The sequence below is a fragment of the Microbispora sp. NPDC049125 genome (genome assembly GCF_040802045.1).
GTDB lineage: Bacteria > Actinomycetota > Actinomycetes > Streptosporangiales > Streptosporangiaceae > Microbispora.
In genome coordinates this window covers 412,855-433,330 of sequence record NZ_JBEZDW010000001.1, presented here as the reverse complement: position 1 = coordinate 433,330, position 20,476 = coordinate 412,855, and the positions used below count along the sequence as shown (strand labels likewise).

Annotated in this window: 18 protein-coding genes; 12 read left to right on the top strand and 6 right to left on the bottom strand. The window is 71.4% G+C overall.

The genetic code is table 11. From position 1 onward, the window contains the following. The first annotated feature begins 47 nt into the window (after window positions 1-47). The 4 genes from AB0B72_RS01835 to AB0B72_RS01820 all read left to right on the top strand — a co-directional run bounded on the left by AB0B72_RS01835 (window position 48) and on the right by AB0B72_RS01820 (window position 3,871). Window positions 48-917 (top strand): LysR family transcriptional regulator, encoded by an 870-nt coding sequence (locus AB0B72_RS01835; protein ID WP_367736358.1) that lies wholly within the window; start codon window positions 48-50, stop codon window positions 915-917. Between the two features lie 130 nt (window positions 918-1,047). Next, the gene (locus AB0B72_RS01830) at window positions 1,048-1,248 is read left to right on the top strand and encodes a hypothetical protein (protein ID WP_367736356.1); all 201 of its coding nucleotides are present in this window, start codon (window positions 1,048-1,050) and stop codon (window positions 1,246-1,248) included. Between the two features lie 2 nt (window positions 1,249-1,250). After that, complete coding sequence (locus AB0B72_RS01825; protein WP_367736355.1) at window positions 1,251-2,429, top strand: sulfite exporter TauE/SafE family protein; 1,179 nt, start codon at window positions 1,251-1,253, stop codon at window positions 2,427-2,429. Window positions 2,430-2,458: 29 nt separating this feature from the next. Further along, window positions 2,459-3,871: a sel1 repeat family protein gene (locus tag AB0B72_RS01820; protein WP_367736353.1), complete on the top strand. Its 1,413-nt coding sequence runs from the start codon at window positions 2,459-2,461 to the stop codon at window positions 3,869-3,871. A gap of 76 nt (window positions 3,872-3,947) precedes the next feature. Here AB0B72_RS01820 and ald read toward each other — a convergent pair whose 3' ends face one another. Continuing rightward, window positions 3,948-5,066 carry an alanine dehydrogenase gene (ald, locus tag AB0B72_RS01815; protein WP_367736352.1) on the bottom strand — a complete coding sequence of 373 codons (1,119 nt, stop codon included), beginning with the start codon at window positions 5,064-5,066 and terminating at the stop codon, window positions 3,948-3,950. 64 nt (window positions 5,067-5,130) lie between these two features. Further along, a complete protein-coding gene (locus AB0B72_RS01810) occupies window positions 5,131-6,513 on the bottom strand; it encodes an aspartate aminotransferase family protein (protein WP_367736351.1) in 1,383 nt (460 codons plus the stop codon). Between the two features lie 260 nt (window positions 6,514-6,773). On the opposite strand from AB0B72_RS01810, the gene AB0B72_RS01805 reads away from it, so the two are divergent. Next, entirely contained in the window at window positions 6,774-8,120 is a 1,347-nt protein-coding gene (locus AB0B72_RS01805; protein ID WP_367736350.1) for a M20/M25/M40 family metallo-hydrolase, read from the top strand. Window positions 8,121-8,245: 125 nt separating this feature from the next. On the opposite strand, the gene AB0B72_RS01800 is transcribed toward AB0B72_RS01805, so the two are convergent. Further along, the gene (locus AB0B72_RS01800; protein ID WP_367736349.1) at window positions 8,246-9,517 is read right to left on the bottom strand and encodes a pectate lyase; all 1,272 of its coding nucleotides are present in this window, start codon (window positions 9,515-9,517) and stop codon (window positions 8,246-8,248) included. A 430-nt stretch (window positions 9,518-9,947) separates the two neighbouring features. Here AB0B72_RS01800 and AB0B72_RS01795 point away from each other — a divergent pair, with 430 nt between their 5' ends. Together AB0B72_RS01795 and AB0B72_RS01790 are read left to right on the top strand one after the other, a co-directional pair. Continuing rightward, window positions 9,948-11,777 (top strand): extracellular solute-binding protein, encoded by a 1,830-nt coding sequence (locus AB0B72_RS01795; protein ID WP_367736348.1) that lies wholly within the window; start codon window positions 9,948-9,950, stop codon window positions 11,775-11,777. Between the two features lie 15 nt (window positions 11,778-11,792). Further along, complete coding sequence (locus AB0B72_RS01790) at window positions 11,793-12,545, top strand: hypothetical protein (protein WP_367736347.1); 753 nt, start codon at window positions 11,793-11,795, stop codon at window positions 12,543-12,545. Between the two features lie 60 nt (window positions 12,546-12,605). Here the strand turns inward: AB0B72_RS01790 and AB0B72_RS01785 are convergent, their stop codons facing one another. Next, entirely contained in the window at window positions 12,606-13,550 is a 945-nt protein-coding gene (locus tag AB0B72_RS01785) for a threonine/serine dehydratase (RefSeq protein ID WP_367736346.1), read from the bottom strand. 84 nt (window positions 13,551-13,634) lie between these two features. Between AB0B72_RS01785 and AB0B72_RS01780 the strand changes: the two genes are divergently transcribed. The 3 genes from AB0B72_RS01780 to AB0B72_RS01770 all read left to right on the top strand — a co-directional run bounded on the left by AB0B72_RS01780 (window position 13,635) and on the right by AB0B72_RS01770 (window position 17,018). Further along, window positions 13,635-14,585, top strand: a complete 951-nt coding sequence (locus tag AB0B72_RS01780; protein WP_367736345.1) for a LysR family transcriptional regulator — start codon at window positions 13,635-13,637, stop codon at window positions 14,583-14,585. A gap of 160 nt (window positions 14,586-14,745) precedes the next feature. Then, window positions 14,746-16,299, top strand: coding sequence for a serine/threonine-protein kinase (locus AB0B72_RS01775; RefSeq protein ID WP_367736344.1), 1,554 nt, complete (start codon window positions 14,746-14,748; stop codon window positions 16,297-16,299). Window positions 16,300-16,379: 80 nt separating this feature from the next. Beyond that, complete coding sequence (locus tag AB0B72_RS01770; protein ID WP_367736343.1) at window positions 16,380-17,018, top strand: LysE family translocator; 639 nt, start codon at window positions 16,380-16,382, stop codon at window positions 17,016-17,018. 54 nt (window positions 17,019-17,072) lie between these two features. Here AB0B72_RS01770 and AB0B72_RS01765 read toward each other — a convergent pair whose 3' ends face one another. Both AB0B72_RS01765 and AB0B72_RS01760 read right to left on the bottom strand, forming a co-directional pair. After that, window positions 17,073-18,251 (bottom strand): hypothetical protein, encoded by a 1,179-nt coding sequence (locus AB0B72_RS01765; protein ID WP_367736342.1) that lies wholly within the window; start codon window positions 18,249-18,251, stop codon window positions 17,073-17,075. Window positions 18,252-18,423: 172 nt separating this feature from the next. Continuing rightward, window positions 18,424-18,705 (bottom strand): helix-turn-helix domain-containing protein, encoded by a 282-nt coding sequence (locus tag AB0B72_RS01760; RefSeq protein WP_367736341.1) that lies wholly within the window; start codon window positions 18,703-18,705, stop codon window positions 18,424-18,426. Window positions 18,706-18,755: 50 nt separating this feature from the next. On the opposite strand from AB0B72_RS01760, the gene map reads away from it, so the two are divergent. Beyond that, window positions 18,756-19,523 carry a type I methionyl aminopeptidase gene (gene map, locus AB0B72_RS01755; RefSeq protein WP_367736340.1) on the top strand — a complete coding sequence of 256 codons (768 nt, stop codon included), beginning with the start codon at window positions 18,756-18,758 and terminating at the stop codon, window positions 19,521-19,523. Window positions 19,524-19,706: 183 nt separating this feature from the next. Beyond that, complete coding sequence (locus tag AB0B72_RS01750) at window positions 19,707-20,441, top strand: VC0807 family protein (RefSeq protein WP_367736339.1); 735 nt, start codon at window positions 19,707-19,709, stop codon at window positions 20,439-20,441. Window positions 20,442-20,476: the final 35 nt, after the last annotated feature.

Genomic DNA, 20,476 nt, shown 5'->3' with positions numbered 1-20,476 from the left:
CGGCCGGAGGCCAAGACCATTCCGGTCACGCGCAATACCCTGACGGTATGGACGAAGTGGAGACCCGGGAGCTGGCCTACTTCGTCGCGGTCGCCGAGGAGCTGAGCATTGGGCGTGCGGCACGGCGCCTCGGCATCGCGCAACCCCCGCTATCACGCGCGATCAAGCAACTGGAACGCCGTCTCGGAGTGCGACTGCTGGAGCGCGACAGCCGGGGGGTGTCCCTCACTGAGGCGGGCCGCGTCCTGCTTCGCGACGGCACCGCTGTCCTCACCGCGACGGCGGCCGCCGTCCGCAGGACACGGCGTGCCGGACGGCCCGATCCGCGCCTCGTCCTGGCGATGAAGCCCGGAGGGGACGCCGACCTGCTTCCCGAGATTCTGGCGGCGTACGAGTCCGCCCCCGGCGCACATCCGGTCGAGGTCGTCTGCACCGTCGGCGAACGCGCGGCGATGCTGCGCGACGGCCGCGCGGACGTCGCCCTCCTCCACGGCCCGGGGGAGGACTTCAGCGGACTCGCCGTCGAGGAGCTCCTCGTGGAGGACCAGGTGGTCGTCCTGGCCCGGGGGCACCGGCTGGCCGGGCGGTCATCCGTGACCTTGGGGTGCCTGAATGGTGAGCGGATGCCCAGGTGGCCGCAGAGGCCACAGGGCGACGGCCCGCTGGTGCAAGACATCGGGCACTTGGGGCAGCTCATCGCCCTTGGCCGGGCGGTCGCCGTGGTGCCCGAGTCCGTCCGCCCGCACCTGCGTCACGACCTGGTATGCGTTCCGGTCGCCGACGCCCCGCCGACCACCCTGGTGGTGGCCTGGCCGCAAGACGCCCGGTCGCGGGCCGTGGCGTCGTTCGTCCGGGTGGCCGCGGACATCGCGGCCGCCAAGCGGGCAGCGAAGGTCGCGAGGGCACGGCGGGCTTGACGAACGTCCGGAACCGACGCATCCGCCGGGGCGTGCCATCAGTTCCTCGCGGGCCAGCGAAGTATTACTGGTCGCTCCTGGCCGGCCACGTTACGTTGCGGAAAAGGCTTCCCGGCTCAAGGAGGACGGCGTGAAATCCATCGCGCGTTTCTGCGGCAACTGCAGCTGCGGCTGCCCGGAGCTGTTCGTGGACCTGTCGGCTCCGGCTGAGCGGCAGGTCGTCATCACCGATGACTTCGGGCAGCGGGTGGAGATGAGCATCGACCAGTTCGGCTCGATCGTCGAGGCCGCCAAGTCGGGGACGCTCGACGACCTGGCCCTCGCGCACTGAACGTGAATGCCGCCGCCCTGTTCGCCGGCGGCCTCGCCGCCGGCCTGGCAGCGGGCACGGCGTCGTGTGCGGCGGTCCAGGGCGGCCTGCTGATCGGGCTCGTCCGGCCACCGCCCCAGGTGACGGCCGGGACCGGCGAATGCTGCGGCACCCCCACGGCGGCGAGGGCCGGAGGGGTGGCGAGAACCAAAAGTCCGGCGAAAGACACAAGTTCGGCGAACGTCGAAAGCCCGGCGAATACCGGAGGCTCGGCGAAAACCGGCGGCCTGGCCGCCGTGGCGGCGTTCCTTTCCGGCCGGCTGTTGTCTCACGTGTGCGCCGGGGCTCTCCTTGGCCTGGCCGGCTCCGCCGTACAGATCGGTCCGCGGACCAGGGCCGTCATGCTTGTCGTGGCGGGGGTCGCGGTGCTCGCTCTCGCGTTCCGGCTCCTCCGGAAACGGAGCACATGCTCTTCCCCCATGCCCTCGAAGGACCCGCCTTCCCTTGCCGCCGTTCCCGCGGCGTCAGGCGTTGGGGCACCGGGATTCGCGGCACGAGGGTTCGCGGCACGAGGGTTCGTGCTGGGTGCCGCGACCATCTTGGTGCCCTGCGGAGTGACGATCAGCCTGGAGATCGTGGCCGTGTCCACCGGCAGCGGGCTGGGCGGCGCGGCGGTCCTCGCCGGGCTCGCCCTGGGCACGACTCCCGCGTTGGCGGCGCTCGGGCTGCTGATGCGCGGCATCGCCTCGACCAGGCTCAGCGCACTCGCCGGCGTCGCGGCCCTCGCCGCCGGGCTCTTCACCGTCGCGTCGGGCCTGCGGCTGGGTGGCTGGCTGCCCGACTTCGGCCCACCCGCCGCGACCGCCGGCCCGGCGAGGCCGTACGGCGGAGGCACGCAGAGGGTCGTCATCTGGGCCACCGGGGAGGGCTTCCGTCCCGGCCTGGCGAGCGTGGCGGCCGGGCGGCCCGTGGAGCTTGTCTTCCGTACCCGGGACAACGGCGGCTGCACCCGGACGGTGGCCATCGCAGGACAGGACGTCGCGTTGCCCGTGACCGGCGAGCGGGCGGTGCGGCTGCCGCCCCAGCCTCCCGGAAGGATGCGTTACGCCTGCGGGATGGGAATGTACATCGGTTTCATTGAATTCGAGCAGGTCATCCCCGCCCCTTCTGCGGCCAAAGGTCTTCGCAATAACGCTCCGTAACGTCACGGTCACGTGTCAATCTGTCTCCCATGACATTGGTGGGAGCTACGGAGACGGCACCAGCCTGGTCCGGCGTCCCGGTCCCTCGCGTCCCGGAAGCCGGGGGCTCCGCGGAGACCTACCTGCTCGCCAGGGCGCGGGAGGGTGACCCGGACGCGGCGCATCGCCTGGGCCGCCTCTACGCGGAGCACGGCGACCGATGGGCCGCCCGTCACTGGTGGGAGCGGGCCGCCCGGACGGGGCACGTCGACAGTGCGTACAACCTGGGCCTCTGGCACCGCCGGCACGGCACGGTCACGGCCGCCATCCACTGGTTCGAGGTCGCCGCCGGCACCGGCGACATCGAGGCGGCGACCAACCTGGCGGCACTCTTACTCGAGCGGGACGGCGACGGCCGGGCCGCGCGGCACTGGTTCGAACGGGCGGCCGAGGGCGGCTCCCGCGACGCCGGCCGCCTGCTGGCCCTGCTCTGCGAGGACCAGGGAGACGGCACGGGCGCCCGGCGCTGGCACTTCCGCGTGGCGCTCGACGGCGACCTGCGATCCGCCCACGACCTGGGCTTCCTCGGCTACGCCTCCGGCGACGAGGACGAGGCCCGGCACTGGTGGGAGTTCGCCGCGCGTGGCGGGCACGCCGAGGCGGCCTACCACCTGGGCCTGATCCTCCACGCGACAGGGGATGAAGGGGACGCGGAGACCTTCTTCCGGCTCGCCGTCAGAGCGGGGCACGCCGGAGCCGCGGTCCGGCTGGGGGGTCTGACACAGGCAAGGGGCGACCTCCGTACGGCGAGGGCCTGCTTCGAGCGCGCCGCGCACGCGGGCCACCGGGAGGGGCTGCGGATGGCGGGGCTCGCCTGCGCCGAGCTGGGTGACCGGATGGCCGCGGGCCACTGGTTCGGCAGGGCCGCGGCGGACGGCGACCCGGAGTCCGCCTACCGGTTCGGGCTGCTTCTGGTCACCGAGCAGAACGACGTCAAGGGCGGCCAGCACTGGTTCCGCCAGGCAGCGGCGAGGGGCCACCTGGGTGCGGCGGCGGAGCTGTGCACGCTGCTGTCGCTGACGGGGCGTTCGGCACAGGCCGAGCAGTGGCTGCTCGACCCGCCCCCGCCGTACTGGGACCGCGTGCCGGAGCCGGAGCACCTGGCGCGTGCGGAGCTCGCGGTGGCCGCCGCCCGGCGTCGTGGGGATGCCGCGGCGGATCCGTCCGACCTGGTGGAGATCCTCGGCACCTGGGATCTCGCGACCCGGGAGATGCCCACGACCGCCGACCCCGTCCGCTGGCTGACAGAGGCGAGTGGCGTGCACGGCACAGCCGTCGAGCACCTCGGGTCGGTTCGGGCGACCCTGCTAAGGCCGGGCACCGCCCCTTGGCCCGCCCCGGCCGAGGTCGAGCACGTCCTGGGCACCGCCCGGGAGCTGCGCGCACGCCTCTGCCTGCGGTGAACCTCCATGCGCGCCATGAACCAGCCCACGCCGTACGGGCCTGGGCCTGACCGGGCAGGCCGCCGGCTCGGGGTGCTCAGACGGCGGCGAGGACCTCGGCGGGCGGAGTGAACGGCAGCTCGTGAGCCACCGCGACCGGCTCGTTGGTGAGCACACCGGCGTGGGCGTTCAGCCCGAGACGGAGGGCCTCGTCGCCGCGCAGGGCGTCCCGCCAGCCCCGGTCGGCCAGCTTCACCGCGTAGGGAAGGGTCGCGTTGGTCAGCGCGAAGGTGGACGTGTTCGCCACCGACCCCGGCATGTTGGCCACGCAGTAGAAGATCGAGTTGTGGACCCGGAAGGTCGGCTCGGCGTGGGTGGTCGGGCGCGAGTCCTCGAAGCATCCGCCCTGGTCGATGGCGATGTCGACGAGGACCGAGCCCGGCTTCATGCGGGAGACCAGCTCGTTGGAGACGAGCGTCGGCGCCTTGGCGCCCGGGATCAGCACCGCGCCGATGACCAAATCGGCGTCCAGCACGGCCCGCTCGATCGCGTACGACGTCGACACGAGGGTCGTGAGGCGGCCCTGGTAGATGGCGTCGATGAAGCGCAGCCGGTCGATGTTGACGTCGAGAATCGACACGTCGGCGCCCATGCCGACGGCGATCTGGGCCGCGTTGAGGCCGGAGACGCCGCCACCGATGACGACGACCTTGGCCGGCGCCACGCCGGGGACGCCGCCGGGGAGCACGCCGCGGCCGCCGTTGAAACGCATCAGGTTGTACGCGCCGACCTGCGGGGCGAGCCGGCCGGCGACCTCCGACATGGGAGCGAGCAGCGGCAGCGCGCCGCCCGCCTGCACGGTCTCGTACGCGATGGCGGTGGTGCCGGCGGCCAGCAGGGCGTCGGTGCACGGGCGGGACGCGGCCAGGTGCAGGTAGGTGAACAGGACCTGGTCCGCGCGGAGCCGGTGATACTCCTCCGCGATCGGCTCCTTCACCTTGAGGATCATCTCGGACTCGGCCCAGACGTCGTCCGCGCCTTCGATGAGCTTGGCGCCGGCGGCCAGGTACTCCTCGTCCGTGATGTGCGAGCCAAGCCCCGCTCCCCGCTGGACGGCGACCTCGTGGCCGTGGCGGACGAGCTCGTGCACGCCCGCCGGTGTGGCGGCGACGCGGTACTCGTGGTTCTTGACCTCGGCGGGAACGCCGATCTTCATGGGAAGGATCCTTTCGGGAAGTACCCGCCGCGGCCGGGTGTCACCGGCCGCGACGGGCGGGTGGTCAGAGACGGGCCCACGCCTCGGTGAGCACCGAGCGGAGGATCGACTCGATCTCGTCGAACTCCTTGGGCCCGCAGATGAGCGGGGGGGCGAGCTGGACGACCGGGTCTCCCCGGTCGTCGGCGCGGCAGTAGAGGCCGGCTTCGTACAGCGCCTTGGACAGAAAGCCCCGCAGCAGCCGCTCGGACTCGTCGTCGTCGAAGGTCTGCTTGGTCGACTTGTCCTTGACGAGCTCGATCCCGTAGAAGAAGCCGGAACCGCGGACGTCGCCGACGATCGGCAGGTCGAGGAGCTTCTCGAGCGTGGCGCGGAACACCGGCTCGTTGGCCGTGACGTGGCCGAGCAGGTCCTCCCGCTCGAAGATGTCGAGGTTGGCCAGGGCCACGGCGGACGCGACGGGGTGGCCGCCGAACGTGTAGCCGTGGGCGAACGTCTCGGTGCCGCTCTTGAACGGCTCGAACAGCCGCTCACTGGCGATCATCGCGCCGATGGGGGTGTAACCGCTGGTCAAGCCCTTGGCGCAGGTGATGATGTCGGGCACGTAGTCGAACTTCTGACCGCCGAACATCGTGCCGAGGCGGCCGAAGGCGCAGATGACCTCGTCCGAGACGAGCAGCACGTCGTGCTCGTCACAGATCTCCCGCAGGCGGCGGAAGTATCCGGGCGGCGGCGGGAAGCAGCCCCCGGCGTTCTGCACCGGCTCGACGAAGACGGCGGCCACGGTGGCCGGGCCCTCCATCTCGATGGCCTTGCCGATCTGGTCGGCCGCCCAGCGGCCGAACGCCTCCGGGTCCTTGTCCATGCCGGGGAAGCCGGTGATCTCGTCGGCGCGGTAGATGTTGGTGTTGGGCGCCTTGATCGCACCCGGCACCAGTGGCTCGAACGCCTGCTTGAGCGACGGGATGCCGGTGATCGACAGGGCGCCGTGCGGCGTGCCGTGGTAGGCGATGGACCGGCTGACGACCTTGGTCTTCATCGGCTTGCCCGTGAGCTTGAAGTACTGCTTGGCGAGCTTCCAGGCCGACTCGACGGCCTCGCCGCCGCCGGTGGTGAAGAACACCCGGTTGAGATCGCCGGGGGTGAGCTGGGCGAGCCGGCCCGCCAGCTCGGCGGCCTTGGGATGCGCGTACGACCACAGCGGGAAGAACGCGAGCTCCTTGGCCTGCTTGGCGGCGGCCTCGGCGAGCTCCTCGCGGCCGTGGCCGACCTGGACCACGAACAGCCCGGCGAGACCGTCGAGGTAGCGCTTGCCGTGCACGTCGTAGATGTACGCGCCCTCGCCCCGCACGATCATCGGCACCTCCGCCCCCTCATAGGAGCTGTGCCGGGTGAAATGCATCCAGAGATTGTCCTGTGCGGCCTTGAGAACCTCGGGGCGCGTCATCGCAACCTTCCCTCAGGGGATACGTGTACCCACAGTTTGCAGGGTGCTTCTGCGTTTTGCCAAGTGATTACGTAGCTGCACTCTGCAAGATGTTCGGATTCCGCGATATCGCCTTGTAACAACGACGAAATCCGTGAAGCCTCAAATCGCTTGAGCTCTCACGCCCGGCACGTCCCCGGCCACCCGGGGTGCCGGTGTGGTGCAATGGGGTCCACCATCAGGCCAGAAACACTCGAACCACGCATATCGGGAGAGACGCCGTGACACCTGAGGAGATCGAGCGCGCCGTCGAGGCGGGGATGCCCCAGACTGTCGAGGACCTCAAGAGGCTCGTGGCGATCCCCTCCGTCGCCTTCCCCGGCCACGCCGAGGCCCCCGTGCTGGCGGCGGCCGACCTCACAGAACGGCTGCTGCGAGCGGCCGGCCTGCCGCACGTCCGGCAGATCCCGGTCGAGGGCAGCTTCCCCGCCGTGTTCGCGGAGGCCCCCGCCCCGCCCGGGGCGCCCACCGTGCTGCTCTACGCGCACTACGACGTCCAGCCCGCCGGCGACCCCGCCCTGTGGCGTACGTCGGCGTTCGAACCGACCGTGATCGACGGCGCGATGTACGGCCGGGGCGCGGCCGACGACAAGAGCGGCCTGATCGCGCACGTGGCGGCGCTGCGGGCGTTCGACGGCCGCTTCCCGGTCGGCGTCAAGGTCGTCATCGAGGGCCAGGAGGAGTACGCCGGGGAGCGGCTGGAGGCCTTCGTCGAGGCCAACCCCGAGCTGGTCCGCGCGGACGCCATGGTCATCGCCGACTGCGGCAACCCCCGTGTGGGCGACCCGGCGCTGACCACGTCCCTGCGCGGGATGGCGGCCTTCACCGTCGAGGTGCGCACGCTCGCCGAGGCCGTCCACAGCGGCGCCTTCGGCGGCGCGGCCCCCGATGCCCTGGCCGCGCTCATGCGCATGCTGACCGCTCTGCACGACGACAACGGGGACGTCCGCGTACCCGGCCTCGCACGCGGCACCTTCCCGGGGGCGAGCGACCCGGAGGAGGAGTTCCGGCAGACGGCCGGCGTGCTCGACGGGGTCTCACTGGTCGGTTCGGGCAGCCTCGCCGACCGCCTCTGGGCGTCGTACGCGATCACGGTGACCGGGCTCGACGTCCCGACGGTGAGCGGCGCGATCAACGCGGTCCAGGCCGTGGCGCGGGCACGCGTCACCGTCCGCATCCCCGCGTCCGGTGACGCCAAGACGGCGCTGAACGACGTGACCGCCTACCTGGAGAAGGTCGCGCCGTGGGGCGTGCGGGTCTCGTTCGACGACTTCGTGACGGGCTCCGGGTTCGAGGCGCGGTCCGAGGGCCGGGCGCGCGACGCGGTCGAGCGGGCGATGGCCCGCGCGTTCGGCCGGCCGCCGCGGCAGGTCGGGCAGGGCGGCTCCATCCCACTGGTGGCGACGCTCGCCAGGCAGTTCCCGGCGGCGGAGATCCTGCTGTACGGCGCGGAGGACGAGGGGGCGGCGATCCACGCGCCCAACGAGCGGGTCGTGCTGGACGAGCTGCGCAGGATCATCACCACCGAGGCCCTCTTCCTCGCCGAGTACGGCGCGGGCGCCGGATAACCCAAGCGCGAGCCGGACAGTACGAGCCGTACAGGCACAGAGGCCGTACCGGCTGAGACGGAAGGCCCGGCGGTCGCGTGGACCGCCGGGCCTTCGCCTCATCATCTACCGGAGGCGGCGTCAGATCACCTGTAGGTGATGTTCGACGCCGTGTAGAGGCAGTTGGTCGAGTCCGGCCCGCTCCCGACCTCGGTGGGCTCGCTTCCCTTGGGCACGCCGTTGTACTTCTGGCAGACGACGAGCTTCCTGTTCGGGTCGTTCACGATCGTGATCCCGGAGATGCGGGCGGTGTCACCCCAGTTGACGTTGATGCCCACCAGCGCCTTGCCCGGCATGGTCGCCGTGACGTTGGAGACCACCACGTGCCGCTGGTAGGAGTTCGTGCAGTTGCCGCAGGCCCGGTAGAGCTTGCCGAAGTTCTCCACCTGGAAGTTGCGGATGGTGAAGGTGCCGGGGCCGTTGTGCTGGAAGACCTTGTCGCTGGCCGCCCTGGCGCCGCCGCCGTCGACTGTCATGGTCTGCGAGGCGGAGGTGCCGAGGAAGGTCGCGGCGTCCTCGCCGACGTCCTCCCACCAGACGTTCTGCAGCGTGCAGGTGCCGAGGCAGTGGACGCCGTCCGCCGCCGGGTTGCCGAGGATGACGTTCTTCAGCACCGCGCCGTTGGCCAGCTCGAAGATCGGCCCCTGGTCCTCGCTCTGGCCGCTGGTGCCGAGGTCACCGGTGCCGTAGTAGCGCTTCATGCCGCCGTCGTAGGTGCCCGAGACGGGAATGGTGCTGCCGACGGCCTGCTGGCCGTTGGCCGATGGCCACCCGGAGGGCGGCGGGGTGACCGTGGGCGTGGGGGTCGGTGTCGGGGTGGGCTGGGAGCCCGCGGACTGGAGCGTCCAGCGCTTGCTGGTCACCGAGTCGCACGAGTTCTGCTGCACCAGGGCGCCCGCTGCGGTCGAGCTGTCCTTGACGTTCAGGCACTTGCCGCCGTTGGCGTTGACGAACTGGTACGTCGAGCCGCTCACCAGGACGGTCTGCCAGGTCTGGGAGGCGGCCCCGGTGCAGGTCTCCTGCTGTACGGCCTTGCCCGCCGACGTGGAGGCGTCCCTGACCCCGGCGCACTTGCCGCTGCCGGCGGCCGTCAGGCGGAAGCCGCCGCCCTGGGCGCTGAGGTTCCAGGTCTGGGCAGCGACGTTCGCGCAGCCGCGCTGCGCGAGCTGAACACCGTCCGACGTGCTGCTCCCCGGAACTTCGAGGCACAGCCCGCTCGCCGCGTTGACCAGCCGGTAGGCGCCGGCCGTCGGCGCCGCGCTCGCGGCCGGGACCCCGCCCACGACGCCCGCTGCCAGAGCGACGGCCGCGGCGACCGTGCTGATCACCCCGGCTCCGATTCTGCTTTTCCTACTCAAAGCCAAGCTCCTCGCAGGTCAGGCAGGACCCCTGACCGAGGGGGTGGCGGAGGGACACCACTCCTGGTCCCGCATTTGAAGTTCACAAATGTGTACGACATTCATGAACTAGAACAGTCGTCAAAGTACGGATCGCGTGATGGACGGTCAACGTCTCCGATTCCCGGTCGCGGACACGGCCCGGCCACTTCACCGGTTCGACCTGATGGGAGCCGGGCCGCACCCGCGCCGGCCCGTGAAAATTTCAGGCGGTCGCCGACGTCTCATCGGCCCGCCGGGTGGCCGGTGCACGCGACGCCCGCCGAGCCCGTCCACAGGCGGATCCACGACCTGACCGACCGGCGTTAGCAGCCCGAGATCATCGGCAACTAACGTGAGGCGCCATTCGTCGGGATAAGTGCTGGCATTCCCCGTGCCTCGAGGAGAACGCGTGTACCCCCCACCGCAGCAGAAGCGCCGCCGCAACTACGCACCGTTCATCGTCGCCGTCATCATGGCCGGCGCGCTGATCGTCGGTCTGCGCACGCTGTTCGGCGGAGGGGACGGCGGGCACGCCCTCTCGGGCGGCGGCGGGGGCGGCGCCACGCAGAAGCGGGCCTGCGGCGACGACGGCGTCGTGCTGACGATCGCGGCCTCCAGCGAGAAGGCCGAGCTGCTGCGCACGATCGCGAACGGCTACAACGGCCACGAGGTCGGCGGGCACTGCGTGGACGTGGTCGTCAACTCCATGGCGTCCGGCGGCGCGATGCAGGCGCTCGCCCGGGGATGGGACGAGCGGCAGGACGGCGCGCGGCCCGACGTGTGGACGCCCGCGAGCGCCGGCTGGATCAGCCTCCTCCAGCAGCGCGCCGAGGGAAGCGACCGGGCCGGCCTGGTGGCGCGCGACAACCCCACGATCGCCGGCTCGCCTCTGGTCATCGCGATGCCCAAGCCGATGGCGCAGGCGCTCGGCTGGCCGTCCAAGAAGATCGGCTGGTCGGACGTCCTGGACCTGGCCAACGATCCGAAGGGATGGGCCAAGTACGGCCATCCCGAATGGGGCAAGTTCCGCCTGGGCAAGACGAACCCCAATTTCTCCACCTCCGGGCTGAACGCGACAGTCGGCGCGTACTTCGCCGCGACCGGCCTGTCCGGCGACCTGACGGTGAAGGACGTGGCCGCGGCGCGCACCCGGAGCTTCGTCAAAGGCGTCGAGCGGTCGATCGTCCACTACGGCGACACCACGCTGACCTTCCTGTCCAACCTCCAGCACGCGGACGACTCCGGCACCGCCATGTCGTACATCTCGGCGGTGACCGTGGAGGAGAAGTCGGTGTGGGACTACAACCAGGGCAACCCCACCGGAGACCCCAAGACGCTCGGCGACCACCCGAAGCCCAAGGTGCCGCTCGTCGCGATCTACCCCAAGGAGGGCACGCTCGTCTCCGACCATCCGTACGCCGTGCTGTCATGGGCGGACGCGGACAAGAAGGCCGCAGCGGCCGACTTCCTGAAGTACCTCCAGGAGCCGGACCGGCAGGAGGAGTTCGAGAAGTACGCGTTCCGCTCCCACGACGGGAAGCCGGGCGAGCTGATCACCGCCGCCAACGGGCTCGACCCGAAGCAGCCGGCGACGACGCTGAGCGTGCCGACGCCCCAGGTGCTCGACAAGATCCTCGCTAGCTGGGCCGACCTGCGCAAGCCGGCCAACGTGCTCATGGTCATGGACGTCTCGGGCTCCATGGGCGCCGGCGTCCCCGACACCGGCAAGACCAAGCTCGACCTCGCCAAGCAGGCCGCGATCAACGCGCTGCCCCAGTTCGGCCCGAACGACCGGGTCGGCCTGTGGATGTTCTCGCTCAAGCAGGACGGCGGCAAGGACTACCGGGAGCTGGTGCCGATGGGCCGCGACACCGGCAAGCAGCTCAAGGACCGCATCAACGGCCTCATCCCCAGCGGCGGCACCGGCCTGTACGACACGGCGCTGGCGTCCTACAAGTACGTCATGGACCACCAGAGCGGCGACGCGATCAACGCCGTCGTCTTCCTGACCGACGGGAAGAACGAGGACAACGACTCGATCTCGCTGAACAACCTGCTGCCCGAGCTGAACAAGGAGGCCGGGGAGGACACGGTGCGGATGTTCACCATCGCGTACGGCTCCGACGCCGACCTGAGCGTCCTCAAGAAGATCTCGCAGACCACCGACGCGGCGGCCTACGATTCCCGCAAGGCGGGGAGCATCGATCAGGTGTTCACCGCCGTCATCTCCAACTTCTAGGCCGGGAGCCCTCCGTTGTCCCGCTTCACCGAGGAACTGCGCGACCCCTGGGGGCTGCTCCTGGGCGCCACCGCGGGAGGCGCCGCCTGGGCCGTCGACGTCCACCCGGCGGGCGCCGCGTTCGTCGGCGTCACGGTCTGGCTCGCCAAGGCGTTCGCCTCGGCGTGGCAGTCGACCGGCGGCGAGAGCCGTACGGAGGAGCCGGTGGAGCTGCCCGTCACGCGGGGCAGCGCCGAGGAGGCGTGGCTGCGGCGGGGCGAACGGGCGGCCAAGTCGTTCGCCGACCTCACCGCGTCGATGCGCGGGCAGATCCTGCTCGACCGGATCGCGGCGATGCGGCCGCAGGTGGACGACACGGTGGCGACGCTGCGCAGGCTCGCCGGGCGGGCCTCGGTCACCGGCTCCGCGCTCGCCCGCTTCGACCCGCGGTTCCTGGAGCAGGAGCGCCTGCGGCTGATCCACGCGAGGGAGCGGGCGCGCGGCGAGGTCGCCGGCGAGCTCGACCGTTCCCTCGCCTCGCTCGCCGCCCAGCAGGAGGTGTACGACCGGCTGTCGGGCGCCCGGATGCGGGTGCTGGCCCGGCTGGAGTCCGGCGCGATCGCCTTAGAGGGCCTGGTGGCGCGGGCGGTGGAGCTGTCCGCGATGGCAGCCACCTCCAGCGGGGCGGACGGCGACCCTCAGGCGCTGGACGAGCTCACCTCCGAGCTGGAGCTGACCCGGCAGAGCCTGCACGAGGTCGAAGAGGCCACCCGCCGCGACCTCGCCTGAGGGAAACCGACGGGCCGGGCCCGGTCGAAGAGCCCACCCGCCGTGGAGTGAGCCCGGGAATCAGGCCGCGAGCATCCGGCCGAGCTCCGCCGGGCCGGCGTTGCCCCCCGTGCAGACGACGGCGACCCTGCGGCCGGCGTACTCCTCCCGCCGGGCCATCAGCCCCGCCAGGGCGGCGGCGCCGGCCCCCTCGGCCAGTGTGTGGGCCTCGGTGAGCAGGATTCGCTGGGCGGCGTCGATCTCGTCGTCGGTCACCAGGACGAAGTCGGCCAGGCCGTCCCGCATGACCGCCTGCGGCATGGGGAAGGCCGACCCGGTGGCCAGGCCGTCCACGACGGTCTTGACCGGCCGGCTGACCAGCTCGCCCAGCCGCCACGAGTCGTGGGCGGCCGGAGCGGCGGCCGACTGCACGGCGACGATCCGGCATCCGGGCGCGAGCGCCTGGGCGACGACGCACGCGGCGGCCGCCCCGCTGCCGCTGCCGACCGGCACGAAGACCGTGTCGAGATCCGGCCGCGCCGCGAACACCTCCGTGTAGAGCGTGCCCACACCGGCGATGATGTCGGGCTCCTCGGCGGGGCTGACCAGCCGCTTCCCCTCACGGAGGGCCAGCTCCCGAGCGTGCCCGGCGGCCTCGACCATGGTGGCCCCCGCGACCGTCACCGTGGCCCCGAGCGCCTCGACCGCCGCGACTTTGGCGGGGTTGGGGCTCTCCGGCATGACGATCGAGCAGGGCACGCCGTACAGGCGGGCGGCGTACGCGATCGACTGGGCGTGATTGCCGGTCGAGTAGGTGAGGACGCCCCGATCCCGGTCAGGCATGCGGTCCAGCAGGGTGATCCCGCCGCGCACCTTGAACGCACCGGTCGGCTGCACGTTCTCGTGCTTGACGAACACCTCGGCGCCGACCAGGGCGTCGAGCACCGGATAGGACCACATCGGCGTCTCGGGAAGATGGCGGGCGACCAGCGGCCGGGCTTGCAGCACGTCACGGATGTCTGTCACGGGACCAGCGTGCCCCGTCGGCCGCTCATAGGTCTAACTCAAGTTTCAGCGTGAACCCATAGATGGACTTGATATGTTGCCTGGATGCTGGACATCGCACGGCTTCGCGTGCTGGTCGCCGTGGCGCGGTCGGGATCGGTCACCGCGGCGGCGCGGGAATTGCACTACTCGCAGCCGTCGGTGAGCCACCACCTCGCGCGGCTCGAAGCGGAGACCGGGGCGAAGCTGGTGCAGCGCGTGGGCCGCGGCATCCGGCTCACCGAGGCGGGCCGCCTGCTGGCCGAGCGCGGCGCCGAGATACTCGGCCGGCTCGACTCGGCGTCGGAGGAGCTCGCGGCCCACGTCGGGTTGCGATCCGGGCGGGTGCGGCTGGTCGCGTTCCCCTCGGCGCTCGGCACTTTCATCCCCGAGGCGGCCGTACGGCTCGCGAAGGAGCACCCGGGCCTCGATCTGCGGCTGGCCGAGGCCGAGCCGCCCGAGGCGCTCCGCATGCTCCGCGACGGGCAGGTGGACGTGGCGGTGGTGTTCCAGTACGGCGACAGCGCCGAGGACGGCATCCGCATGACCCCGCTCCTCGACGACCCCAGCTACCTCGTCGTCCCCGACTTCGCGGAGCCCGGCCACGAGGAGCCCGCCGAAGACGTGCCGGCCGATGGAGTGCCGGCCGATGGAGTGCCGGCCGACGGGATTCCGGCCGTGCCGCGGCAGGGAGAAGGTCTCCTCGCGCATGCGGGCTCGCGGTGGATCGCGGGATGCGACCGGTGCCGGGCGCACCTGCTCGACCTGTGCGCGGAGGCGGGCTTCGAACCCCGCGTCTCGTTCACCACGGACGACTATGTGGCGGTCCAGGCCATGGTGGCGGCCGGGCTGGGAGTCGCCGTGCTGCCCCGGCTGGCGCTGTCGGCCCATCGGCATCCCGGCGTCCGCGTGGCCGAGCTGCCCGGCTCGACGCGGCGGGTCTTCGCCGCCACGTACGGCGAGCCGCCCGACCCGCCCGCCACAGCGGCCCTGGTCGCCGCCCTCCGCACCGCGTAAGCCGCCCGAGGCCCCGCGCGCGCAGGCGGACGGCGGAGCGGCGAGACGCGGTCCGCCGATCGGTGCGCCTGTGCTGGAGAGATGCCCGTTTCACGCCCTACGGGTGATCAGCTCCGGTAACCTCACCCCGTCTCGCGTGCCATGAAGGGAAGGGATCGCCGTGCCGCAACCGCTTCGCCCGGGCGACCCCCAGCAGGTGGGCGCGTACCGGCTCGTCGGGGTGCTCGGGGAAGGCGGCCAGGGCACTGTGTACCGGGGCGAGGCCCCGGACGGCGGAGCGGTCGCGGTCAAGCTGCTCCACGCCCGCTTCAGCGGCGACGCCAAAGCCCGCTCGCGCTTCGCCGCGGAGCTGGGGCACGCCAAGCGGGTCGCCGCGTTCTGCACGGCGCGCGTGCTGGACGCGGACGCGGACGGCGAGCGGCCCTACATCGTCAGCGAGTTCGTCGACGGCCCTCCGCTCTCCGGCATGATCGCCTCTGGCGGGGGGTTCGAAGGGCCCGCGCTGGAGAGGCTGGCGATCGCGACGGTGACGGCGCTCGCCGCCATCCACCAGGCCGGCGTCGTCCACCGCGACTTCAAGCCGAGCAACGTCATCATGGGCGCCGACGGGCCGCGGGTCATCGACTTCGGCATCGCCCGCGCCCTCGACGCCACCGGCACGCTGTCGAGCGCGATCGTGGGCACGCCCGCCTACATGGCCCCCGAGCAGATCCGCGGCGACCAGGTCGGCCCCGCCGCCGACGTCTTCGCCTGGGGGTGCACCATCGCGACGGCCTCCAGCGGCCTCACGCCGTTCGGGCAGGACTCGATTCCGGCGGTGATGCACCGCATCCTGCACGAAGACCCTGATCTCGGCACTCTGCCCGGCTCGTTGCGCGACGTCGTCGCGGCCTGCCTCGCGAAGGACCCGGCCCGCCGTCCGTCCGCGCGTCAGGTTCTGCTCCGCCTGATCGGCCAGGAGGCCCCGGGGGACACGCTGCTCACGGAGGGCGTCCGGGCCTCCACCGCTCCCGGAACCGGCGCCACTCCCGGCGCCGGGGCCACTCCAGGCGCTGGGGCCACTCCAGGCGCCGGGGCCGGTCACGGAGCCGGGTCGGAGTTCCGGCAGAGAATGGCCACGGCGTTCATGTCGGACCCCGCGTCCGTGCAGAGCTCACCGGCCGCCGGCCGTACGCGCCGGGAGACCCAGGGCGCGCCGGCAGCCCCCGGAGCCGCGGCGTCGCCGGAGGACGCGCAGTCACGACCCTTCTCCGCCCGCAACGTGATGACGACCCTGGTCGCGGTGGTGGGAATCGTCTTCATGCTGACGACGGCGATGCCGTGGGGCGAGGTGGGTGTGCTGAGCGAAGTGATGAGCCTGCCCATCGACGTCGCACAGGTGACCGGGCTCGACACGGGCTGGGGCGTCTTCGCGCTCGTGATGGACCTGCTCGTGACAGCCATCGCGACCACCGACCGGCTCACCCGGCGCCTGTCCGTCTCGTGGGCGGCGGTGCCGGGACTGGCAGCGGCCGCCTCGATCCTCGGCTTCGCGAACCGCGTCGAGGATCTGGGCTCACACCACCCGCAATATGGGAAGCTCTCGCCGGCCGATCTGGCGCAGTTGCACTTCTCCTTCGACAGTCACATCGTGTGGGGCTGGTACGTCGCGTGCCTGGTCTCCGTGGTGCTCCTGCTCGTCGTGCTGTTCGTCCCAAGGAGACGCCGCTCCTGAGCCGGTTCGCCGCCGCACCGCGCAGGCGTAGGGCGAAAACCCCGTGGCGGAACGGTGAAGCGGGTCCCTACCATCGCGGCATGCCGTCCGTCACGACACTCGCCCTGTTCTCGGCCGCCACGCTGGCGCTGCTCCTGGTGCCCGGCCCCGCCGTGGTCTACATCGTCACCCGCAGCGTCGCCCAGGGCCGTACGGCGGGGCTGTTGTCGGTGCTGGGCGTCCACGCCGGGTCGCTCGTGCACGTCGCCGCCGCCGCGCTCGGGATCAGCGCGCTGCTCGCCGCGTCGGCCACGGCGTTCGCCGTCGTCAAGTACCTCGGCGCGGCCTACCTCGTCTATCTCGGCGTGCGGAAGCTGATGACCCGGTCGGAGGCGGGGCCGACCGAGGTCAGGCACGCGTCGCGGTCGCGGCTGCTCGGCGAGGGCTTCGTCGTGAACGTGCTCAACCCGAAGACGGTCATCTTCTTCCTCGCCTTCCTCCCTCAGTTCGCCGACCCGGCCCGGGGCCCGCTGGCGCCCCAGATCGTGCTGCTCGGGGCGATCTGGATAGTGCTCGGCATGGCCAGCGACGGCTCGTACGCGCTGGCGTCGTCGGCCCTGGCCGGGCGGCTCCGCTCCTCCGCGCGTGCCCGCAGGCGGCTCGACGTGGGCAGCGGCGTCGTCTACCTCGGCCTGGGCGCCGTGGCCGCCCTCGCGAGCGAAGGGGCCAGGAAACTGTAGACGAGGGCCTCGCCCGCGACCGGCCACCGGCTCGATCCGCCGATCCCTCCCGGCCTAGCCGGCTTCCAGCGGGGCCCAGTCGCTCCAGCCGCCGTTCTTGACGGTCTGCCAAATGTGATAGGGCTGACCGGCACCGCGAATGGCCACCACCTCAAGCCTGCCGTCCTTGTTGCGGCCCGCGCCGAGACCGGACCGGGTGAATCCGGTAAGGGTGCCGAGCTTGTTCCAGCCGCTCCAGCCGCCGTTCTTGGCCAGCTGCCACATCTGCTGGATGGTGCCGTTGCTGTTGACCGTGAACGCTTCGATGCGTCCGTCCTCGTCGTTGGCGATCGCCACGGGAGCGGTCGTGTCGATTTGACCGTTACCCCGGTTCTCGAAGGCATGCCAGCCGCCGGTCGGCCCCGGCAGCTGCCACTGCGCGCACAGGTCGCCGTTGTAGTAGCCATGGGTGGGCACTATTTCGAGGAACTCGAGTCTTCCGTCCTCGTTTTTGGCGGTGGCAATGGAATTCAGGGTTTGGTCGTTGCAGTGGCTCATCGGCGCCCAGCCACTCCAGTCACGACCGGGAGCGTTCTGCCATTTGTGGTAGACGCTCGGAATACCGCAGTCATAAGGGCTGGCGATACCGCACCCCACAGCGAACACCTCCAGCCGCCCGTCGCCGTTCTGCGCGGCGGCCACCGGGCCGTTCACCAGGTAGGTGAAGGCCGGAGTGCCGAGGTCGGCCGACCCCCAGCCGGTTCCCGACGTGGCCGAGAGCTGGTAGACCGACCACAGATCACGGCCGTCGGACAGGAACGCCTCAATGCGGCCGTCCAGGTTGACGGTCACCGACAGGCCGGTCGTCATCGGCCATTTGCCGAGCTGGGCCCAGCCGCTCCAGCCGCTGTTCTTGGCGACCTGCCACATGTGGTAGAGCCTGCCGTCGGCGGTCCCGGCGAATATCTCCATGCGTCCGTCCTTGTTGGACCGGACGATCGGCCCTTGGGTGACGACACCCTCGGGAATCTGGGCACGGGCCTGCCATCCGCTCCAGCGGCCCCCGACTTGCTGATAATTCGTGTACAGAGTGTCGTCGCTACTGAAAGCGATGACTTCGAGCCGCCCGTCTTCATTTGAACCGATGACGGTGCCCCAAAGGGGCTTTGGTGCGGCCGACGCCGGTGAGACGGTCGTGATGCCGAGCGCCGTCAGCATGAAGGCACAGACGAACAGCCTCAGGAATTGCCTCATGAGCGGTCGTGGGCTTCTGCCCATCTTCCAGCCCTCCAGTTCATCAGCCGGGAAGTGGCTCTCGGCGAACGTAGGACGAGCCGGTATAGGTCAGGTATATGCCCTAGTGAAGCGCAATTCTGGTGGCAGGCGGTGGCGCCGAAGCCGTTGTCAACCCTTCTCGAACACCCTCTCAGCCGGCTTGCCGGAGCGCCGTCCCGCCGCCGTTCCCGCCCTCGGCGCAGGCCGCGGCGAGCTCGTCCAGCGACAGGCCCAGCGCGGCGGCCAGCGCCGCGACCGTGAAGAAGGCCGGCGTCGGGGCACGCCCGGTTTCGATCTTGCGCAGCGTCTCCGCCGACAGCCCGGCGGCCGCCGCGATCTCGACCATGCTGCGGTCACCGCGCGCCTGCCGGATCAGGAAGCCGAACCGCTCCCCGCGCTCGCGTTCCAACGGACTCAATGGAGGTCTCACCATGACCGTGATACTAATACCGGTATAACTATTGGTCTACCGAGGAGCCCGCAATGGTGGAGATCAAGTCGGACGACGCCCTGGCGGTCATGCGGGAGGCGGGACGGGTCGTGGCCCGGGCCCTGACGGCCGTACGGGAGGCCGCGGCCGTGGGCGTTCGCCTGCGTGACCTGGACGAGGCGGCCCGCGCGGTGCTGGACGCGGCGGGCGCGCGCTCGCCGTTCCTCGGATACCGGCCCTCGTTCGCGCCGACGCCCTTCCCCGGGGTCATCTGCACGTCGGTGAACGACGCCATCGTGCACGGCGTCCCCGGCGACTACCGCATCAAGGACGGCGACCTGCTCGGTGTCGACTGCGGAGCGGAGCTGGACGGCTGGACCGGCGACGCCGCCGTCACGTTCACGGTCGGCACGCCGCGTCCCGCCGACCTCCAGCTCGTCGAAACCACGCGGCGGGCCCTCGACGCCGGCATCGCCGCCGCGGCCGTCGGCAACCGCGTGGGCGACATCTCCCACGCCATCGGCGCGGTGGCGCGCGCCGCCGGATACGGGATGCCGCGCGACTTCGGAGGCCACGGCATCGGACGCCGCATGCACGAAGACCCCGCGGTGCCGAACGACGGACGGCCGGGCCGCGGCTACCCGCTCCGCCACGGCCTCGCCCTGGCCATCGAGCCGATGATGATGGCGGGCGGCGGGAACCGCTACCGGACGGACGGCGACGGCTGGACGCTGCGGACGACGGACGGCAGCCGGGCCGCCCACATGGAGCACACGGTGGCCATCACCGAGGCCGGCCCGCAGGTCCTGACCCTGCCCTGAGGGCCGGCCGCCCGCACTCCTCCGCGTACCGATGCGCGGCGGCGTCGCCCACCTCGGCGCCGGCGCAGCGGCAAGCGGTGGGTGTGACATTTGTACCGCCGGGATCGGTATCGGTGATTCTTACGCCACCACCGCGCCTCAGCGAGTCTGGACACATCACCCCAGACCACTGAGGAGTCCCCGATGGCGCAGACACTGACCACGCCGGGCGGTGCCACATCCGACGCCCTCGGCGGCGACGAGACCTCGTCAGCCGGCGAGAGACTCGCGGCGGGAGCGGGCGGACGGCGTGGAGGGCTGGGCAGGGCCCTGCGGCCGATGGCCCTGGACTTCGCGCTGCCGATGGGCTGTTACTACCTCCTGCACAGCGCCCTGGGGCTCGGCGAGGTGCTCGCGCTCGCTCTCAGCGGTGGCATCCCGGCCGTCCGCACGGTGGCCGAGCTGGTGCGCGACCGGCGCCTCAACGGGCAGGCCGCGCTGATGCTGGCGGTCAACGTCGCCGGCATCGTGCTGAGCTTCACCACCGGCGACGCCCGCATGATGATCGCCAAGGACTCCGCTCTCACCAGCGTCGTCGGCCTGGCCATGCTCGGCTCCGCGTTCACCTCCCGCCCCCTCATGTCGATGCCCCTGCGCCTGTGGGTCACGCGAGGCGTCGCGGCCAAGGAGGCGGCCTGGGACCGGCTGTCCTCCCGGTCGCCGCGCTTCCGGCGCGCCGAACGCGTCTACACCGCCGTCTGGGGAGTGACGCTCACTGCCGAGTGCCTCGTCCGGCTCGCCTGCGCCTTCACCCTGCCGGTTTCCACCATGGTCTGGCTGTCGAACGTGATCTTCATCGTCGCGACCGCGTTCGCGCTCGTCGCGAGCGGGCTCCCGGCAAACCCGATCATGTCGATGGTCAGGGCCGAGAGCCGCTGAAACCGGCAAGACCACACTGAGACCGGGCGCGCCCG